Origin of the sequence: Rufibacter roseus (assembly GCF_001647285.1) — a bacterium.
In the GTDB taxonomy this organism is placed as follows: Bacteria; Bacteroidota; Bacteroidia; order Cytophagales; family Hymenobacteraceae; genus Nibribacter; species Nibribacter roseus.
In genome coordinates this window covers 399471-419368 of sequence record NZ_LRML01000002.1, presented here as the reverse complement: position 1 = coordinate 419368, position 19898 = coordinate 399471, and the positions used below count along the sequence as shown (strand labels likewise).

The following is a 19898-nucleotide window of genomic DNA, read 5'->3' as shown; positions in this document are numbered from 1 at the left end:
TAAAAACAGCCCTAAAACAAGTTATTTGCATAGGTTAAATCAGGGCGCAGATATCACGAATTTGCCTCTTTGCTTTATGTTTTCGGAGGAGGTGCCCACCATTATGGCAAACTCGCCTGGCTCCACCACATGCTTCATCTCTCGGTTCCACAGCTTGAGGTCGTCGGGCACCAGTGTGAAAGTCACTTCTTTGGATTCCCCGGGTTTCAGGTGGACGCGCTCGAATCCTCTGAGGTTCTTCTCGTAGGTGGTCACGGAGCTTAACATGTCTCTGGTGTAAAGCTGCACAACCTCGTCGCCGGCGGCCTTCCCAGTGTTGGTAACTGTTAACGATATGGTAATTGTACCATCAGCTTTTTGCTGTTCGGGCGTAATCTGCAAAGGAGAGTAACCAAAGGTAGTATAGCTCAGGCCGTGTCCGAACGGGTAAAGCAGCCCCTTTGCCTTGGCCTGCTCGCCCTCATCTGTCTGGGCGTTGGGCTTGGTGGGGAAGTTCATGGGCAACTGCCCCACTGATTTCGGAAAAGTAAGAGTGAGCTTTCCGCCGGGATTGTAGTCACCAAACAACACGTCGGCTACCGCAGTGCCACCTTTAACCCCGGGGTAGCCGGCGTAAATGATTCCGTCAATGTTTCTGTCTATCCAGTTAATGGTCATGGGCTGTGCCCCAATCAGTACTACAACTACCGGTTTTCCTGTCTTTTGTATGGCTTTTGCCAGCGCCAGCTGGTGCCCTGGCAGGTCTAGGCTGATGCGGCTCTTGTTTTCGCCTGCGGTTCTGGTGTTCCCTCCTAAAACTAAAACAACTCTGTCCGCACGTGTTGCTGTGGCCACGGCATCATCGATCAGCTTTTGTTCTTCAGCATTTGGTTCTTCTGGCAGAATCTCGCTTTCTGGCCACCTTTTGTCCACCAGCTCGCTTCCTTTGCTATATAGCACCTTGTCAACCCCTACCTTATTTTGAATGCCCTCCAGTATACTAACGCTTTTAGAGGCCAAGGGCCCGTAGTGCGTGTGAGCATATTCAACGTTGGTGGCGTTAGGTCCTATAACAGCAACCGCGCCTGTGTTTTTAGCTAGCGGAAGCAGGCTGTTTTTATTTTTAAGCAACACAATGCTTTCTCTTGAAGCCTGTAATGCAACTGCTTGGTGTGCAGTGTTGTTGACTAATTTCTCAGTGGCTTTAGGGCTTGCTACATAAGGTTTGTCAAACAAGCCTGTTCTAAATTTCACCCGAAGCACATCTGCTACCCGGCTGTCTATGACCTCCATGGGCAAACGGCCTTCCTTATTGAGTTCGCGCACATAAAGAATGATGCTGTCAGGGCGTGAGAAAGTGGTTCTGACGTTTAATCCTGCCATGAATGCCTGGTACACGGCCTCCTTTAGATTTTTTGCCACGCGGTGCTTAGTGGCCAGATACTCCAGCGCGTCGCTGTCGCTTACCACATACCCCTTGAACCCGAAGTCTTTTCTCAATCGGTCCGTTAGCCAGTACCCGCTGCCGGTGACCGGAACGCCGTCATAATCGTTGTAGGAGCTCATGACCCCCTGCAGGTCTGCCTCCTCTATCACTTTCCTGAAAGGGTACAGCAACACGTCCTCTACCTCGCGGGGCGCCACCTGCGGGTCGGTCCTGGCAAGGCCTTCCCGTGCGCCCTTGTTCGCGCTGTAGACGGCGAAGTGCTTGGCCGTGGCCGCCACTTGGTTGTTTTCCTGCAGTCCTAAGGTCATGGCTACGCCAAGCCTGGCAGTTAGGTAAGGGTCTTCACCATATACTTCCTCTAGTCTTCCCCAGCGTTGGTCTCTTGCCACGTCCAGAATGGGGGCATATACATTGGTATATCCTAATGCTCTGGCTTCACGGCCCGTGATTTGGCCCATCTGCCGCACCAGCGCCTTGTTCCAGGTCATGCCCATGTTTAGTTGCGTAGGGAATCCGGTAGCTTCATAGGCCTCTATTCCCCTGATGCCCTCGTTTGTGAAGTCAACCGGGATACCCAACCGGGTTTCTTCGATGAAGAAACGCTGGGTGGCGTTCATGCCCTCCACGTGCTGCTTTATATCAGTAGAATATTTTGACTTGTCAATGTTCCCCCATTGGATAAACCCGTTCAAATGTTCGTCAATGTTGGCAATTCCATCTTTCCAGATCTCGTTTTTCCATTGTGGGGTAGGTACTGGGTCTTTTAATATTCGCTGCCATCCGTAGAGGGTGGCCATTTGGCATGACTTCTCCTCCAGGCTCATCTGGCTTAACAAATTCTGTACACGTGCCTCCACCGCCTGCGCAGGGTCCTCGTAAATGTCCTTCCTGCCGTTCTTGTTCAGATCTATCCAGCCTTTGCGGTAGATGTCCATTTTGCTGGGAGAGGGGACGCTCTGGAAAGAGGAAGCTATTATTAATGTACACAGTAATGCCAGCGGTTTTACTTTGATCATGACGGGCAATTGTTTAGCAAAGTATGGTGACTTGATAAGACTGTCGTAATGAATATAGGAGAGCTATAAAGGGGATATTGCAAAGCTTCCAATTGCCTCAGCAATCAACCTTTGCTATATCACTACGGGCTTAGGCTTCTCTATATATAGTAAAGTAAGTCGTCTAAGAGAACAAACAAATGCTCCTGAACTCTTTTATGAAGGCAATTTACTTTTTTGCTTGTATAAATGCAATTGGAGTAGGAAGATTAATTTAATCAGGTAAGGGTTCTAATATATAGTAGTGTACGAACACATTATAAAATATTCTTAGAGTGTTCGAGCACATTTTTATGGTTTTTGTTGTTTGTTACATCAATGATGTATATTTTTAGAACGGAAATGTATAATAATGCTGTAAAGGTGGAGTGTTTGCTGTTTACAGGAGGCGTGATTTAAGGATTTTGCGGCAAGTTGGAATAAGATATAGGTGCTGCCTCCACTATTGATAGAAGTCACAGCGACCTACTTGCCGGGTGCGGCTTTAAGAAGTTTGAAAAACACCCTGCGCCTTGTGCTCGAGAAAACAAAGCAAAGGATTTTGTTTGAATAGGTAATATTTCAAATGATTACAGGAAGTTGGCTTAGTTGATTTCAGGAGCGTTGCAGATGATTTCTGAAAAAAGGACCCCAATTGCCTTCAAAGAAAGCTGGTAAGAGGATATCGATTTATTTATTTCTCGATTTGATAATAGAAGATACATGCATCATAAACCCACTTTATTAGTGTTGGCCGCAGGTATGGGCAGCAGGTACGGAAGCTTAAAGCAGATAGATGCCTTTGGGCCTAATGGTGAGACAATTATTGATTATTCTGTATATGATGCCATTAGGGCTGGCTTTGGGAAAGTGTTGTTCGTAATCCGGAAGTCTATTGAGGAGGAATTTAAGGCTATTATGCTTGGTAAGTTCAGTGGCCAAATAGAAGTGGATTATGTGCTGCAGGAATTGGATATTCTGCCCGCTGGTTTGCAAGTGCCTCCTGGCAGGGTGAAGCCTTGGGGAACCGCTCATGCTATTTGGGTAGCCGGAACTAAAATCAGTGAACCATTTGCGGTTATCAACGGAGATGACTTTTACGGGTTCAGTTCATTTGAGATAATAAGTAAATTCTTGACCTCCAACCCAGATCAGGAAATAGGGCTGGTAGGATATACGTTAGCCAATACTTTATCAGAGTTTGGGGCTGTTTCCAGAGGGATTTGTGAAGTTGCCCCTGATGGGTATCTGCAGAGTGTCACAGAGCAAACGCATATAGCCAAAGAAAATAAAGGCATCGTCGCCTTGGATAATGGGCAGGAGGTGGCTCTAACCGGCGATGAGGTGGTTTCTATGAACATGATGGGTTTTCCTCCTGCAGTTCTTCCCTTTTTTGAAGAGTACCTGACAAACTTCATCAAAGAACAAGCTGATAGCCCAGATCCGAAAGCTGAATGTTATTTACCCAGAGTGGTAGATGCCTTGGTGCAGTCAGGGCGTGCTAAGGTTCGAGTGCTTTCATCACCTGAGAAGTGGTTTGGAGTCACGTATCCAGAAGATAAACCTATTGCGGTCAATACCCTGCGCAGTCTCATTGATGCGGGTGTATATCCGAAAAATTTATGGAATAAAAACTTACAAGAAGCCTAAAAAAGATGGTAGTAGTAGAAAAGGCAAGTAATAAATTATTCGAGATCCTATCAAAGTTTGCTATACAAGGAACAGTAGGCGATGTAGAGCCTTTTGGTTCAGGGCATATCCATGACACTTATCATGTAAAGAACTTAAAAGAAGGAGAGCCAGATTATTTATTACAATGCATTAATCATAATGTATTTAAAAACATTCCGGCCCTGATGGAAAATATTCAGGTTGTAACAAGCCATCTTCGGAAAAAGCTGGAGCATCTATCAGGTGCTGACCCGGAGCAAGAAGTGTTAACCTTGGTTTCTACGAAGGAGCGGGAATGGTACTACAAAGATAACGACGGCAGCTTTTGGCGGGTGTACCACTTCATTCCCGACACTTTCACCTATGATGTAGTGAAAACCGCAGAATTGGCTTATGAAGGCGGTAAGGCTTTTGGTCGCTTTCAGGCGCTCTTGGCAGATTTGCCGGTTCACCTACTTCATGACACCATTCCAGATTTCCATAATGTGGTAAACAGGCTTCGGTTATATCATGAAGTACTTCAAAAAGACCCCGTAAACAGGGTTGCTGAAGTGAAAACTGAAATAGCCTTTGTGGAGGAGAGAGCGGAAGCCATGAGCGCCATTTATAAGTTAGGTAAGGCTGGTAAGTTGCCGCTGCGCATCACCCACAACGACACAAAGTTTAACAATGTGTTGCTTGATAAAAATGACAAAGCACAATGTGTGGTAGACCTGGATACTGTTATGCCTGGATTTGTGGCCTATGATTTTGGTGATGCCATAAGAACAACCATTAACACAGCCCCGGAAGACGAGCCAGACTTAGAAGAAATTCAGATAAGCGTTGACTTGTTCAGAGGGTTTACGGAAGGTTTTTTAGAAGAAACAGGTCATTCTCTTACCCGAACCGAAATAGAATCACTGTCTCACGGCGTGTTGTTGTTGCCCTTTATTATGGGCTTACGATTTCTAACCGATTACATAGACGGAGATAATTACTACAAAATCCACCATAAGGGGCATAACCTGCAGCGTGCGCGTGCGCAGTTTCAGTTAGTCCGGAAATTAGAAGAACAATATGACTTGTTAAGAGACATTATTGGGGAGGTGGCCAAGAATTGTAAGGAAGTAGCGACAGTTACATCCAAATAAGGATTTATATGCAAAAACTGAAAGCCCCTTTCTTTGAGCACCTCCACCATGATAGTGTCATGCAGGATGTTTCTGAGCAGCTGGACCAATTAGAAAAAAATGTCATTGCAATCACCCCATGGAAAGAATATAGCTATAAGCCAGATGTGCAGTTTGTGATCGCGCATAACCACGACTGCCTTTTTATTAAATATTTTGTACGGGAGGAGTCTGTGAGAGCGGTTTTTCGCCGTGATTCTGATCCTGTGTATAAAGATAGCTGTGTAGAGTGGTTTATTACCTTCAACCAAGATCCATCTTATTATAATCTGGAGTTTAACAGTTTGGGCACTTGTACTGTAGGTTACGGACAAAGCCGGTATGAAAGAACCCTTCTGCCAGAATCCATCACTAAACAGATTAGACGTTCGGCGTCTTTGCGCATTGTGCCGGTGCCAAATGAAAAACCTGTGGTAGAGTGGGAGCTAACCTTGATCATACCCACCTCTGTTTTCTGCTATAATGACATTGATGCCATCAAAGACCAAAGTTGCCGAGTGAATTTTTATAAATGTGGAGATGATTTGCCCACTCCCCATTATGTCAGCTGGAACCCGGTAGTGTCAGAGGAGCCCAATTTCCATTTGCCCCAATATTTTGGGGAGTTACAGCTGTTGTAGCTGAACTAGCGGCAAGAACGCAGAATCTGTTGTACTAGAGAAGGCGGGACGTTCTGCCTGAGTAAATATTACAGGATAAAGTTTAAACATTTTACTGTTTCATTGCTAAGCATTCAGGTTCCGCTATTTTTATCTGCCCAACAAACTAACAAACATCATCATTCCTATTTTTATGGTTACCACTTCTGTTTCTTCAACCCCAACAACTATAGAACCAAAGCAATCGCAGGCTCGCCCAATTCTAATTATTGGATGCCTATTCTTTATTTTTGGTTTTATCACATGGCTAAATTCTGTGTTGATTCCATACTTGCAGATAGCCTGTGAGTTGAACAACATGGAGTCATACTTTGTAGCCTTTGCCTTTTATATTTCTTACCTGGTGATGGCAGTGCCCTCTGCTTGGGTGCTAAAAGTAACCGGATTCAAAAAGGGAATGTCTTTAGGGTTGGTAGTGATGGCCATTGGAGCGCTCATATTTATACCGGCTGCCTACACCCGCACATATACCTTGTTCTTGTTGGGTTTATTTGTACAGGGAACTGGTTTGGCTGTTTTGCAATCTGCCGCTAATCCCTACATTACCATTTTGGGCCCCAGTGAAAGCGCTGCCAAGCGCATCAGCATTATGGGTATTTGCAATAAAGTGGCCGGTGCGTTGGCGCCTATTATTTTAGGTGCCATTGCTCTGAATGATGCAGATGTGCTAGTGAAGAAACTGGAGGTGATGAATCCTGCTCAAAAAGCATTAGAACTGAACGCTTTGGCTGAGAGGGTGGTAGTTCCGTATCTGGTGATTATTGCCGTTCTGGTGACTTTGGCTTTTATAGTGTATAAATCTTCTCTGCCTGAAATTGATACCGATAAAGAAGATGGAAGTGTAGCCGTTGGTAAAACGAATAAGACCAGTATTTTCCAATTCAAGTCTTTGATATTAGGCACTATAGCCATGTTTTTATATGTAGGGGTGGAAGTAATTGCCGGAGACACCATCATTAGCTATGGTGCTACGCAAGGAATTCCATTTGCTACGGCTAAATTCTTTACCACCTGTACCCTGTTTGCCATGATTGCTGGCTATTTGATAGGTATTGTGGTTATACCTAAATTCATTTCACAAGAAAAGGCTCTGCAGATTAGTGCTGTGGTGGGGGTATTGTTTACTATTGCAGCTATATTTTCAACCGGGGTAACATCTGTTGTGTTCATCTCTTTGTTAGGGTTGGCAAACGCTTTGGTTTTTCCGGCCATTTGGCCTTTAGCCATTAAAGGTTTGGGCAGATTTACCAAGATAGGCTCTTCGTTTTTAATTATGGCACTGGCCGGTGGCGCCGTATTGCCACTGTTGTACGGTGCGTTAGCCGATCATTGGAATCCGCAGCAGGCCTATTGGATTTGTGTGCCTTGTTACCTGTTTGTTCTGTACTATGCCACTTTCGGGCATAAGTCAAAAGCATAACACCATAGAAGTAATTTAGCTCTAATTGCGTTTGTTTTAGGCCTGTTTTCGCAAAAAAAGGTCTAAAACACACGCAGCGCAATAACCAAAAGCAGAGGCAAAATCTCTTTCGCTCAGCCTTTGGGTTCTTATACTTGTGAGAAAGCAAGTTATAGACCTATGGGCATACTTATTAAAATCAAGCAACAGTAAAGATTTAACAGCATGAAGAAGGATTCATCAATGGTTATCAGGTGGCGGGTGCCATTTAATATTCTTATACTATTCGCTTGGGTAGCTTTATCTCAGTTGACCGTATTGAGTGCTTCTGCCCAGTCCGTGAACTTACCAGATGCAACTGAAATTCCTTCCCATCCAAGAATTTTACTGCTGAATGGAGAAGAGAAAGGAATCAAGAAGACTGTCAAGGCTGATAAGAATTGGAAGAAGGCGCATGAGATGATTATAAAGGAAAGCATATCAATGCTCTCCCAGAAGCCAGCACAAAGGAAATTGAATGGTATCCGTTTGCTTCCAGTCTCCAGAGAAAGTATTCGCCGCATCTTCTATTTGTCTTACGCATGGCGTATGACCAAAGACAAAAGGTTTCTGGAAAGGGCAGAAAAAGAACTATTAACCGTTGCCGCCTTTGAAGACTGGAATCCCCAGCACTACCTTGATGTGGCAGAAATGACATTGGCTGTTTCTATTGGCTATGACTGGTTGTTTCATGATTTAACACCTCAAACAAAAACTACTCTTAAAGAAGCAATTATAACCAAAGGGCTGGAGCCTTCTATGTTGCCCAGGAACAATTCATGGGTTCAGCGTACGAACAATTGGAACCAAGTCTGCAATGCAGGTATGGCATTTGGGGCAATTGCCGTGTATGAAGACCGGCCGGAGCTTGCTAAGCAAATCATAGAAAGAGCTATCAAGTCTGTTCCTCTGGTTATGGCTGGATATGCCCCATCCGGTGCATATCCAGAAGGTTATACCTATTGGGGATACGGAACCACCTTCAATATATTATTTATTGATGCTCTGCAAAGAGCCTTTGGTACCGACTACGGATTAGCCTCTTTGCCTGGCTTTCTAAATACTGGGCATTTCGTGCAGCACATGGTAGGCCCTACCGGAAAAAGCTATAACTACTCTGACGGAACAGAATCCACTGAATTGAATCCGGCTATGTTTTGGTTGGCAAAGAGACAGCAGGATTATTCCATATTGTTTACTGAAAAAGAGTATTTGAGAGAAGATCCGGAATTGGTGAAAAACAGAATGCTACCTGCTGCATTGATTTGGGGCGCCGGTGTGAAGACAAAGAAAATTGAGGCACCAAAAGAGCTGATATGGGTAGGGCACGGCGCAACCCCTGTCGCCTTAATGCGAACCTCTTGGACCGATAAAAATTCTATTTATGTAGGTTTTAAAGGAGGTAGCCCCTCTGGAAGCCATGCGCAAATGGACATTGGTTCCTTTGTGATGGATGCTAATAACGAGAGGTGGGCAATGGATCTTGGTATGCAAGATTACACCACTCTTGAGGCCAAGGGTGTGGCGCTTTGGGATTACAGGCAGAACGGCCAACGTTGGGAGGTGCTCCGTCACAACAACCTTTTCCACAATACCCTTGCTCTGAACAACAGCCTGCAGTTGGTAAAGGGCTTTGCGCCTATTACAGGCTATTCTGATGAATCTTCATTTTTAAGCGCGGTTGCAGACCTTTCGTCTATTTACAATAACAATGTGTTGGCCGCTGAAAGAGGGGTGGCAATAGTAGACAATAATTATGTGGTTGTTCGGGATGAAATTAAGACCAACAATAAACAAACCACTGTACGTTGGTCTATGGTTACTCCTGCCCAGGTAACAATTAAAGCTGATGGAACTGCCGAGCTCACTCAGAACGGAAAAATGGTTCAGTTAAAGGCTTTTGGCCCTTCGAAAATCACCTTTAAAACCTGGAAGACAGAGCCAATCAAGGATTTTGATATGGAAAACCCTGGCACTATAGTAGTTGGCTTTGAAACAGAATTGCCTGCAAACACTGAATCAGCACTAACTGTTTTACTAGTTCCTGAAAAGGCTACTGTGCAGCCAGAGATGCAAAACATGTCTTTGAAAAAGTGGCCTTTGAAAAAGGCGCAATAGGTATTACCCATAAAACTGCTTCGAATAAAAATTAAACTCAATGTCAGCTCTTAAAAGTATATTCCCCTTATTCTTCTTTGTTGCCTTTCTGCTGAACAATGCCTTTGGCTTTTCTTCGTCAGCAGAATTACTTGAATCAAAAAAAGCTAAAGGTAAGGTTGTTCGACTGTTTATAATTGGCAACAGCTTTTCACAAAACGCTTCCAGGTTTTTACCTCAGCTTGCCAAAGAAAAAGGTCATGAGTTGATTTTAGGAAGAGCGGAAATAGGTGGGGCTTCCCTGCAACGGCATTGGGATACAGTTGTGGCCCATGAAGCTGATCCAAAGGACCCAAAAGGGAATGCTTACGGGGGAAAGTCTTTAAAAGTGCTTTTGTCAGAAGGGGAGTGGGATATAGTAACCATCCAACAGAATTCTATGAACACCCCTTGGCTTGATACTTACCAGCCCTACGCTAGAAATCTATACGAATTCATAAAGAAGCTACAGCCCAATGCCGAGGTGATCTTGCATCAGACTTGGGCATACCGGGCAGACGCAAAAGTGTTTGGTTTAGTAGCTGACAAAGAGCATGCAAAAGACCAGAAAGAGATGTGGGAGAAGTCTAGAGCCAATTACCACGCAATAGCTAAGGAACTAGATTTGCGGTTATTGCCTGTAGGTGATGCATTTTGGCAAGTTAGCTCAGACAAAAAGTGGGGTTATAAAAAAGACCCAAACTATGATTTCAACAATCCGGCTCATCCGGCTATGCCCAACCAAGCTAATTCACTGCATGCCGGCTACCGTTGGCATAATAAAAACCTAATTTTCGATGCAAACCATGCTAACGTAGCTGGGGAGTTCTTAGGATCTTTAGTTTGGTACGGAGTCTTATTTAATGAGTCGCCTACTAAATTAGATTTTGTGCCAGAGAATGTATCTCCTGAGTTTGGGGCTTATTTGAAAAAAGTAGCTAAAAAAGAGGTGAAGAAAAGCAAGAAATATTCTTTTGGTAAAATTGCCAGAAGTTGACAGCTCAAATGTTGTAAGAGCCTAACATTGATGTAGGCTATAATCTGAGGCACGTTTCTTTGTGGCGGATTTAATTAACAGCAGAGCGCTTCAGGATAGATCAGTGGGTCACATTTTCGTTACCTCTTCGGTAGCGTAACTGTTAGTACATTTGAAATTGCTACTTGATGTTATTTCTGGTTTTGTAGCGAAATGCTAAAATTAGACGTGCTACTCTTTTCAATGCACTCAATAAAGGCCACATCTACCAAATGGGAAAAAATATCATTAGCGTTATCGAGCACACATTGTTTCGCATTTTCAGATTTGATTCCATATCTTCAGGATGTGAGGTTAAAAAGGTATGATGTTGAATTTTGATCTCTTTTAATCTGGTATATAATTAATTGAGGCTAAGTAGTTTAATTAGAGGTAAGCACGGCTTAGTATTGGCTCCAGTTAAAATATGGCCTATGTCCTACTTTAATTTTCTGACTCTGCTACAACAACTATTTCCCATTTCTTTTAAAAGAATTGAATCTAACCTAAAGTTAGAAGCGGCATCACCTAAAGAAAGATTCAAGTAATTTGCGCCTTTTTAATAGAGTTGAAGCTAGAAATTGTTGTTTGTAACTTCAGCTGTGAAAGAAAATTACTCTGTACAGAGTGATATAGTTAAACAGTTGACTTAGCACGATCAGGCAAGTAGTTTAATAATAGAGATTTAAGCACAGTCCCTCTCCCTCAAATCAATAATTCACAAAAAAAAGCTGCTTGAGGTGGAAGAATTTAAGCTTGTTAAGTGCTCGAACACATAATGAAAAAAATATCATGTTATCGAGCACATTTTTTCTTGCTTTTAATAAAATAAGAAAATATCTTTAGTCTTGAATACAAAATGTTAACAGATTGTATTTGGTGTGGAAGGCTTTTGTGAATGTGTTTAAGTGCCTATAAAACTTCTAATAGGAGTAATTTAATTAAAAGTTTGCCTTACAGCCTCACAATTCCCTCGCAGATACGCCCATTAATGTGGCTCTCGGAACAATCAATATCTACTGGTCTAAATTTTAATCGTGATCTACCTAACAAACAAAAAGTTTAAACATGAAGAATAATTCTACAAGCTATGATTGTGCCCTTAGTTATAGGGGCAAGTCTTCTTCCTGCTCATTTTGGCGGGTGGGGCTTTTAAAGTGTGCAGCTAGGGGCTTTAGTCTGTTGTTGTTCACTTTATGTCTGTTTTCGTTAGACGCCCATGCTCAGCATGTACTGCGGGGTAAAGTGGTTGACGAGAAAAACGAACCCTTAATAGGTGCCACAGTTATTATCAAAGGAACTACCAGCGGTTCTTCCACAGACTATGATGGAAGATTTGTGATGGAGGTGCCTACTGCTCAAACGGTGTTGCAGATTAGCTATTTGGGCTATGAAACAATGGAAACTCCTGCAGGAGCTGAGCGGGATAGAACATTTTCTCTGAAACCTGACCAAGCTAAAATAGGTGAGGTTGTGGTAGTAGGTTTCGGTGTGCAGGAAAAAGAAAGCATGGTGTCATCAGTGGCAACGGTAAAAGGAGAACAGCTCCGTATGCCAACCAGAAACCTCTCAAATAACCTTGCTGGTCAGGTTGCGGGTATGATTGCTGTGCAACGTAGTGGCGAGCCGGGTTATGATAATTCTGAATTCTTTATTAGAGGTATGTCTACCTTTGCCGGCAGTAACTCTCCTCTTGTTTTAGTGGACGGGGTCCCAAGAAGCTTGTATGACATTGAGCCGGATGAAATAGAAACGCTGACTCTTTTGAAAGATGCAACTGCTACGGCAATATATGGTGCGGAAGGTGCTAACGGTGTTCTTTTAATTACCTCCAAAAGGGGTAAAGCGCAAAAAACAACTATTACTTACCGTGGTGAGACCAGTATACAGTCTCCTACGCGTGCTCCAAGGTATGCCAATTCTTATGATTATCTGCGTTTGTACAACGAAGCATTAGTGAATGAAGGCGGGTCTCCTGTATTTAGCGACGACATCCTAGAAAAGTACAGAACTGGTGAAGACCCAGACCTGTACCCGAACAGTAACTGGTGGGATATTATCATGCGAGAGCATACTTGGAACACCAGGCATACCTTAAATTTTAGAGGTGGAGGTGAGCGTTTCCGCTTCTTTACATCCGGTGCCTATTTCCAAGAGTCTGGCTACTATAAAGTAAACCCAGAGTTTAGTAAAGACAATGGATTGAAGCGCTATAATTTAAGAAACAATGTAGATATAGATGTTACTAAAACTACTCTTTTAAGAGTAGACTTAGCGGGGCAATATGTGCAGACAACTTTCCCTGGGTTTGGAGCTAACACAATCTTTGAGAGAATCTCAAGAATCCCTCCGCACCTATTTCCTGCTCGCTATTCAAATGGTATGCTTGGGCAGCACCCGCAATGGAACGGTAATAAAACCAGCCCTTATGTAGCCATTGTTGAGTCGGGTTATGCAAAAGAATGGCGTACCATGATTCAAAGCCGGGTAGATTTAGAACAAAAATTAGATTTCATCACCGAAGGTCTAAAAATCAGGGGAGCTGCCTCTTATGACGCAGATGGACAATTCAGAGCTACCAGAGGCAAAACTCCCAATACGTACAATGCAACTGGTAGAGATGCAGACGGCAATTTAATCCTCACTCAGATTCAAAGAGCAACACCTTTCGGAGAGCCAGGAGAATCTAACAGTGCAAGCAAAAGAATCTACCTGGAATCAGCCTTAGATTATAAAAGAAAAATAGGTAAGCATGATATCAATGCCTTAGCACTTTATTACCAAAAAGAGAACCAACTCCATAATAACGCTTTGGCCTACCGCACTATGGGTATGGTCGGGCGTGTTACGTATGCTTTTGACAACCGTTATTCCATAGAAGGTAGCTTTGGGTCTACGGGCAGTGAGAACTTTGCAAAGGGGTATCGTTTCGGATTTTTCCCGGCGGTAGGTGTTGCCTGGAATGTGGCAAATGAGGCTTTCTTCCCTGAGGCGTTAAAAAGTACCTTCCAGACCTTAAAGTTCAGAGGTTCTATTGGACGTACTGGTAATGATGATATCCTTGGGGACGGTAACAGGTTCCCATACAGACCTACGTTCAACACCAATGCACCAGGGTACAGCTGGGGTATAGGAAGCTCTGGGGCTTTAAATAGCATAGGCGGGATAAATGAGGGAAAATTTGCTTCCCCTTTCCTTTCTTGGGAAATAGAAATGAAACGGAACATTGGTATTGACCTTACCATGTGGAATGGAAGGGTGAGCATTGTGGCGGACTATTTCAACAACCACAGAAGCAATATTTTGATGCAAAGACGGACCATTTCTGGGGTAGCTGGTTTTAGAGAGTCTCCATTTCAGAATTTTGGGCAAGTAACTAATAAAGGATTTGATGGTAGCATTGAGCTGAGACATACTATTGGTGACTGGACTTTTAGTGGTAGAGGAAATTATACTTTTGCCCGCAACAGAATCACTGAAATAGATGAAATTCCACAAGTTCATGAATGGATGAATGTTACAGGAACAAGGTTGAATAGTGTAGGTAGTATGCTAATTGCGGAAAGATTATTTGAGGAAAGTGATTTTGATGTTACCATGGGTACAAATGGTAAGAAGCAGTACACCCTAAAAGAGGGTATAGCTACTAAAAATGATTTCCCTAACCCACTTCCGGGTGATATCAAATATAAAGATTTAAACAATGATGGTGTTGTAGATGATTTTGATAGAACTATAGACCAATTTGACCCATACATTCCAGAGATTATTTATGGTTTCGGTTTAAATGTGATGTATAAAGGCTTCTATGGTAGTGTATTTTTCCAAGGGGCAGATAATGTTACTGTGAACCTGAACAACCAAGCAAATGCATTTATGCCCTTCCATTGGGGTTTAACAGAAAGCAACGTACGCCAGGAAATTGTAGAATCAAGATGGACTGAAGAAAATCCTTCCCAAGATGTATTCTTCCCTCGTCTCAGACAACAGAGTATGGGTAATACTAACACCCTTAGCACTTGGTGGCTAAGAGACGGTGCATTCTTAAGACTGAAGAATGTGGAGTTTGGTTATAATTTTGGACCAAAAGTGTTGGCTTTAGGCAGAATGAAGGCAGCAAGAATTTACTTAATGGGGCAAAACGTGACCGTATGGGATGAGGTGCAGATGTATGACCCAGAACTGGGGAATAGTGCGGGCGGTACAAGGTACCCTTTGCCTAGAATGTGGACCGGTGGTTTAGAAGTTACCTTTTAATTAAAAGCGACATGAAAAGAATATTTATAATAGCAAGTCTTTTGTTCTCTACTCTGTTCGTGAGTTCCTGTGAAGATTATTTAGATGATGTGTCTAAGGAACTAGCGGAAGAAAGAACAATGGAGAGTATTTTCTCTAATCCGAGTGAGGTCAGAAGATTCCATAGGAGTATTTATAATGCTATACCAAACACAGGGAATTTTTGGTTTAATACTGCCAATGGTCAAGATAACCCTTGGACCTGGATGTCAGATGAAATCGAATTTCGGAATGTAGTAGAGTTAAATACATTTGCCTATAATGCTGGTGAAGACAGGTTCTCAAGATGGGGCTTTTATAGAGAAATAAGACAAGCAAACTTGTTTCTGGAATATGCCAGAGAAATTCCACAAAATGGTACAGTAGTAGAGTTTTTAGATGCAGCTGAGGTAAAAGATTTAAAAGCTCAAGCTAGATTTTTTAGAGCTTATTATCATTATTTGCTATTTGAGCTGTATGGTCCAATTCCGATTATGGATAAGATAGCCGACCCCAAAGAGCCCAATATAGATTATCCAAGAAACTCAGTGGATGAGGTTGTTGATTTTATCTACAATGAATTAACCGCCGTGGCAGATGAGTTGAAGAACCCTGATTTGTCTGATCAAACTCTATTGGCTGTACCCACAAAAGGTACTGCCCTGGCTGTTCGGGCAAAACTAATGGTGTATGCTGCCAGCCCGCTTTATAATGGTGGTTATGCTGAAGCCATGGCTCTTAAAAACCCTGATGGGAAGCAACTGTTCCCTGCGTACAGTGCTAACAAATGGAATAGAGCTTTAACAGCTATTCAAGAGTTTATTGATTACGCAAACCAAGGCCATTACTCGCTTTATAAGGCGTATACCAATGGTCAGTATGACCCTGACAAAAGTGTGTACGAAGTTTTCCAGAGTTATAATGAAGAAGTCATCTTTGCTCGTTCTGACGTTGGAGATACTTGGGGCAGCGTATCTAATTCGGCTAAAGTAGGTATTGATGCCCGTTCCTTACCTAGAGGTACTCTTGGAGGAACAAGCCAGACTGGAGTAATAGGTTTGGTGCAAGAGTATGTAGACGATTACTTCATGATGGATGGTTTGCCGATAGAAGAATCTCCACTTTACCAAGAAGAAGGTTTCTCTGCTCCTGGCGAAGACTTAACTGGTCAAAACGGTGCGGGAATCTCTAAAATGTACATTAACCGCGAGCCAAGATTCTACAACAGTGTTTTCTACAACGGTAGAAGGTGGCACGTAGGTAACCAGCAAATCTGGTTCCATGATGGAGGTAATAGTGATAGAGGCAACAACATAGATATCAGAACGGGCTATATTAATTACAAGCGTTTGAACAGAAGGGTTTACAATTCTGGTACCAACCCAAGAAGTGTTTACCGTCCGGCTATTATCTTCCGCTTGGCCGAGTTCTATTTGCTATATGCTGAAGTTCTGAATGAGGTAAACCCTACAGACCCACGTATTATAGAATATGTGGACAAGGTAAGAGAAAGAGCAGGTATACCTAAACTAGCTGATATCAAGCCAGGGATCATAGGAAACCAAAACTTACAGAGAGAGGCTATACGTCGTGAAATGCGGGTAGAGTTGGCCACAGAAGGGCAGCGGTATTTCAATGTAAGAAGATGGATGATTGCTGAAAATGAGCCTGGTGAAGGCGGCCAAGGTGGATTGTTCCATGCTATGAATCTAGATGGTAATACAAAAGAGGAGTTCCAGGTGCGTACCCCGCTGGAGAATAGGGTTTTTGAGCGCAGAATGTATCTGTACCCAATTCCAATGAGGGAGGTGCAGAATAGCCCCGCCATTATCCAGAACCCAGGGTATTAATACTCTGAAATTTTAAAGTCATAAATGGCTGCAGCTGTCAGAAGGCTGCAGCCATTTTTCTAACACAGGAATCCAGAGCTCAGAGAAAAATCTGTCAAACAATAACCGCCGGTAAGTAGCAAGCTCATTGAGAAGTCTGCTGAGTGATTTTTAGGCTCTTAAGCCTTCCATTATTGTTTGTTCATAGTTTACATGCCGCAACTGTCTTTTAAAAAAGCTTATACTGTTAAAACTGCTTATTCATGTTTTTAGAAGTACCAAGAATCCAGCTGATCAAGGCCAAAACATCATTTATTGTTTTAGTCATTCTTTGTGCGGCACATCTAGCTGCAATAGGGCAGAAAGCGCCTGACTACTACAAAGTGAATATTAACAAAGACCAGTATAAAACTTATACCGGCCACATGAAAATGGGTACTCCCTGGTCTCCTTCAGGGGACACCCTTTCTTACACAAATGTATACCTCACTAAAAATGGTAAGCCTTGGTTTCCGGTGCAGGGTGAAATGAATTTTACCAAGGTGCCTCGGGCGCAGTGGGAAGACGGTATTTTGAAAATGAAAGCCGCAGGAATTCAGGTAATTGGCACCTACGTGGTGTGGCTATACCATGAAGAGACTGAGGGTAAGTTTGATTGGTCCGGAAACAAAGATCTTTCTGCCTTTCTTGAACTGTGCAAAAAGCATGACATGTACGTATGGCTTAGAATTGGCCCCTGGACCCACTTTGAAGTACGTAACGGTAGTTTCCCAGATTGGCTGCAGAACCTGCCTAACAGGTTAAGAAGTAATGACCCCGTTTATTTAAAATACGCTGACAGATGGTTTGAGCAGATTGCTAAGCAGGCATCTCCTCACTATTTTAAAAACGGAGGAGCGGTTATAGCTGTTCAGATAGAGAATGAATTGGAATACAGAAGGTCAGAGGAGAATTACAAGCACATGCTCAAGCTGAAAGAATTGGTGCTGAAGCAAGGCATAGATGTACCGTATTACTCTTCTTTTGCCCCAGACAAAGAAGGCCAAACCGACTTTCTGCATACCATAGGCGGCTACGGAGATTCACCCTGGGCGCAGCATACGGACAAACTGTTCAAAGACCCTTACTACATCAGACGTTTAGCCAGCGACCCGGACATTGGGTCAGACCTTTTTGGTATGAGAGACACGAAGGTATATTCACAATACCCAGGTCTTTCTGCTGAGATTGGTAGCGGTATGCAGGTAACGTATCACCGTAGAAATATATTTAACACACCAGATGCGCTAGGGCCAGGCTTTACCCGTTTAGCGTCCGGATTGAATGGTTTAGGTTATTTTATGTTCCATGGTGGCATAAACCCAGTGGGTGAAATTACGCCATTCCATGAAACCAGAGCTACCGGTTACCCTAATGATGTGACTATTCTAAACTATGACTTTACCGCTCCCATTGGGGCTATGGGAGAGTTGAAGGATTCTTACTATGAGTTCAGACTGACGAACCTTTTCTTAAAAGACTACGGAAGCAAACTAGCTACTCAGTCAGCTTTTTTCCCAGAGAAGGATGTGAAAACTCCTTTCTCTCATGACACCGTTCGTTTCTCTGTCAGGTCTCACAACAACTCTGGGTTTATCTTCGCCAGCAACTATAACCGAAATGTAAAGCTGAAAGATGCTCAGAATTTTCAGGTAGCCATTGAATACAAGGGCAAGACATTACTGGTGCCAGAAAAGCCGGTAACTTTTCCTTCAGGTAAAATGTCTATCTGGCCTTTTAATTTAGACATTCATTCTGCAAAACTGGTATACTCTACTTCTCAACCGTTGTTCCGTCTTAAAAATCCGGGTAAAGAAACCCATGTGTTTTTCTCTGACGGTGCTTCAGAATTAGTTTTTGAAGCCGCTGGGATAAAAAGCATCAACCTAGGCGAGGGCTTAGCTATGCAGAACAGAGACGGGAAAAGGTATATTCAGGTGAACAAACCCGGGAAGAAAAGTATCATCTCCATAGTGCCTGCCTCTGGCGTACCCTTTGATGTACTGGTGCTTAGCAAGGAAGAGGCTTTAATGAGCAGCAAATATTCTACTGACGGCTCAGAACACTTGCTGGTAAGTAATGCACTGGTAATGGTAGACGGAGGAAATCTGCGGATTCAGAAATATGATAATCCGTCAACAGAGATTTACGCTTACCCAACGTTGAGCCTTAACCTGCCAGCGCAATGGAAGTCAGAACAGAATTCAGGGGGCACTTCATTTACCAAGTATTCCTTGAATGCCGAACCAGTAAAATTATCTGATGTCACAGTAAAAGAATTGTCTTTCAAACCAGAGGATTTTTGGTTTACAGATTCAGTTTTGCTGAAAAAACTGCAGGCAAAATACGAGTTTCCGTTACAGGGCGCTGCCCAGCTATATCCGCCCAAGAACCCTATCAATGTTTACTACAGAAAGCATTTGAACATAGCTAATCCGAAAAATAAGACAGTTGTGCTGGCTTTCAATGCTGATGACGAAGCGGAAGTTTGGGTAAATGGAAAACAGCTGAAATACTACAATGACTCCAGAAATGTAAGTCTGTTAAAGCTAGATAAATACCTGACGAAAGGAGATAACGTTCTTAGCTTCAAAGTGACCAACCATAACAGAGGAGCCGGATTCTCCGCTAAAATCTATACCATTGAGGGAGATAACATTCAAACGGTAGAAACCGACGGAAGCTGGTTAAGCAACCTTGCGCCGGAAAAAAACTGGAACAGTAAAAAATTAGATGACAGTAAGTGGGAAAAAGCGGTAGTAAGAAATGTCAATTTCAGAAAGATTGCATGGAAAGAAACGCAGCCTGGGCCACAGTATGGCTTAAACTTTATTCCACATCCAAATCAGAAGCTGTTTTCAGTAAGTCTTCCTAAAGGCAATGCTCCCGGTTTAAAAGACGTTTTGTTTAACGTTGACTACAGCGGAGATGTGGCAGCTGTTTATCAGAAAGACAAGCTAGTCTTTGATGATTTTAATAATGATGCCGGTAAGTGGTTGCTTAGAAGAAGTATGTTCAATGGCTCAGATAAAACAGCCTTGTTCCAGCTATTCTCTGTTCAGCCACATTATAAATTTTACCTTGAAGATGATGTGAAATCTAAGTTTTGGGAAGGTAAAAATCCTAAAATAGAAAACATCAAACTTATTCCTGTTTATGAGTATCAAATTCCAGTGCAAAGCAAAAGCTAATATCAATTTAACC

Annotated in this window: 10 protein-coding genes; 9 read left to right on the top strand and 1 reads right to left on the bottom strand. The window is 42.9% G+C overall.

Annotated elements, in window-relative coordinates; translation table 11 throughout:
• Nucleotides 1-39 precede the first annotated feature (39 nt).
• Complete coding sequence (locus tag A8O23_RS03625) at nt 40-2442, bottom strand: glycoside hydrolase family 3 N-terminal domain-containing protein (RefSeq protein ID WP_066616655.1); 2403 nt, start codon at nt 2440-2442, stop codon at nt 40-42.
• A gap of 741 nt (nt 2443-3183) precedes the next feature.
• Here A8O23_RS03625 and A8O23_RS03620 point away from each other — a divergent pair.
• The 9 genes from A8O23_RS03620 to A8O23_RS03580 all read left to right on the top strand — a co-directional run bounded on the left by A8O23_RS03620 (nt 3184) and on the right by A8O23_RS03580 (nt 19885).
• Nucleotides 3184-4110 carry a nucleotidyltransferase family protein gene (locus A8O23_RS03620; RefSeq protein ID WP_066616653.1) on the top strand — a complete coding sequence of 309 codons (927 nt, stop codon included), beginning with the start codon at nt 3184-3186 and terminating at the stop codon, nt 4108-4110.
• A gap of 5 nt (nt 4111-4115) precedes the next feature.
• The gene (locus A8O23_RS03615) at nt 4116-5264 is read left to right on the top strand and encodes a phosphotransferase enzyme family protein (RefSeq protein ID WP_066616650.1); all 1149 of its coding nucleotides are present in this window, start codon (nt 4116-4118) and stop codon (nt 5262-5264) included.
• 8 nt (nt 5265-5272) lie between these two features.
• Entirely contained in the window at nt 5273-5923 is a 651-nt protein-coding gene (locus A8O23_RS03610; RefSeq protein ID WP_066616647.1) for a carbohydrate-binding family 9-like protein, read from the top strand.
• Nucleotides 5924-6095: 172 nt separating this feature from the next.
• Nucleotides 6096-7382: a sugar MFS transporter gene (locus A8O23_RS03605; RefSeq protein ID WP_066616644.1), complete on the top strand. Its 1287-nt coding sequence runs from the start codon at nt 6096-6098 to the stop codon at nt 7380-7382.
• A gap of 204 nt (nt 7383-7586) precedes the next feature.
• A complete protein-coding gene (locus A8O23_RS03600; RefSeq protein ID WP_239693326.1) occupies nt 7587-9518 on the top strand; it encodes a heparinase II/III domain-containing protein in 1932 nt (643 codons plus the stop codon).
• A 40-nt stretch (nt 9519-9558) separates the two neighbouring features.
• On the top strand, nt 9559-10533 hold the full coding sequence (locus tag A8O23_RS03595) for a DUF4886 domain-containing protein (protein WP_066616638.1): 975 nt from the start codon (nt 9559-9561) through the stop codon (nt 10531-10533).
• Between the two features lie 1086 nt (nt 10534-11619).
• On the top strand, nt 11620-14808 hold the full coding sequence (locus tag A8O23_RS03590; protein ID WP_082882888.1) for a SusC/RagA family TonB-linked outer membrane protein: 3189 nt from the start codon (nt 11620-11622) through the stop codon (nt 14806-14808).
• An 11-nt stretch (nt 14809-14819) separates the two neighbouring features.
• Complete coding sequence (locus A8O23_RS03585) at nt 14820-16676, top strand: RagB/SusD family nutrient uptake outer membrane protein (protein ID WP_066617009.1); 1857 nt, start codon at nt 14820-14822, stop codon at nt 16674-16676.
• A 242-nt stretch (nt 16677-16918) separates the two neighbouring features.
• Complete coding sequence (locus tag A8O23_RS03580; RefSeq protein ID WP_066616632.1) at nt 16919-19885, top strand: beta-galactosidase; 2967 nt, start codon at nt 16919-16921, stop codon at nt 19883-19885.
• Nucleotides 19886-19898 lie beyond the last annotated feature (13 nt).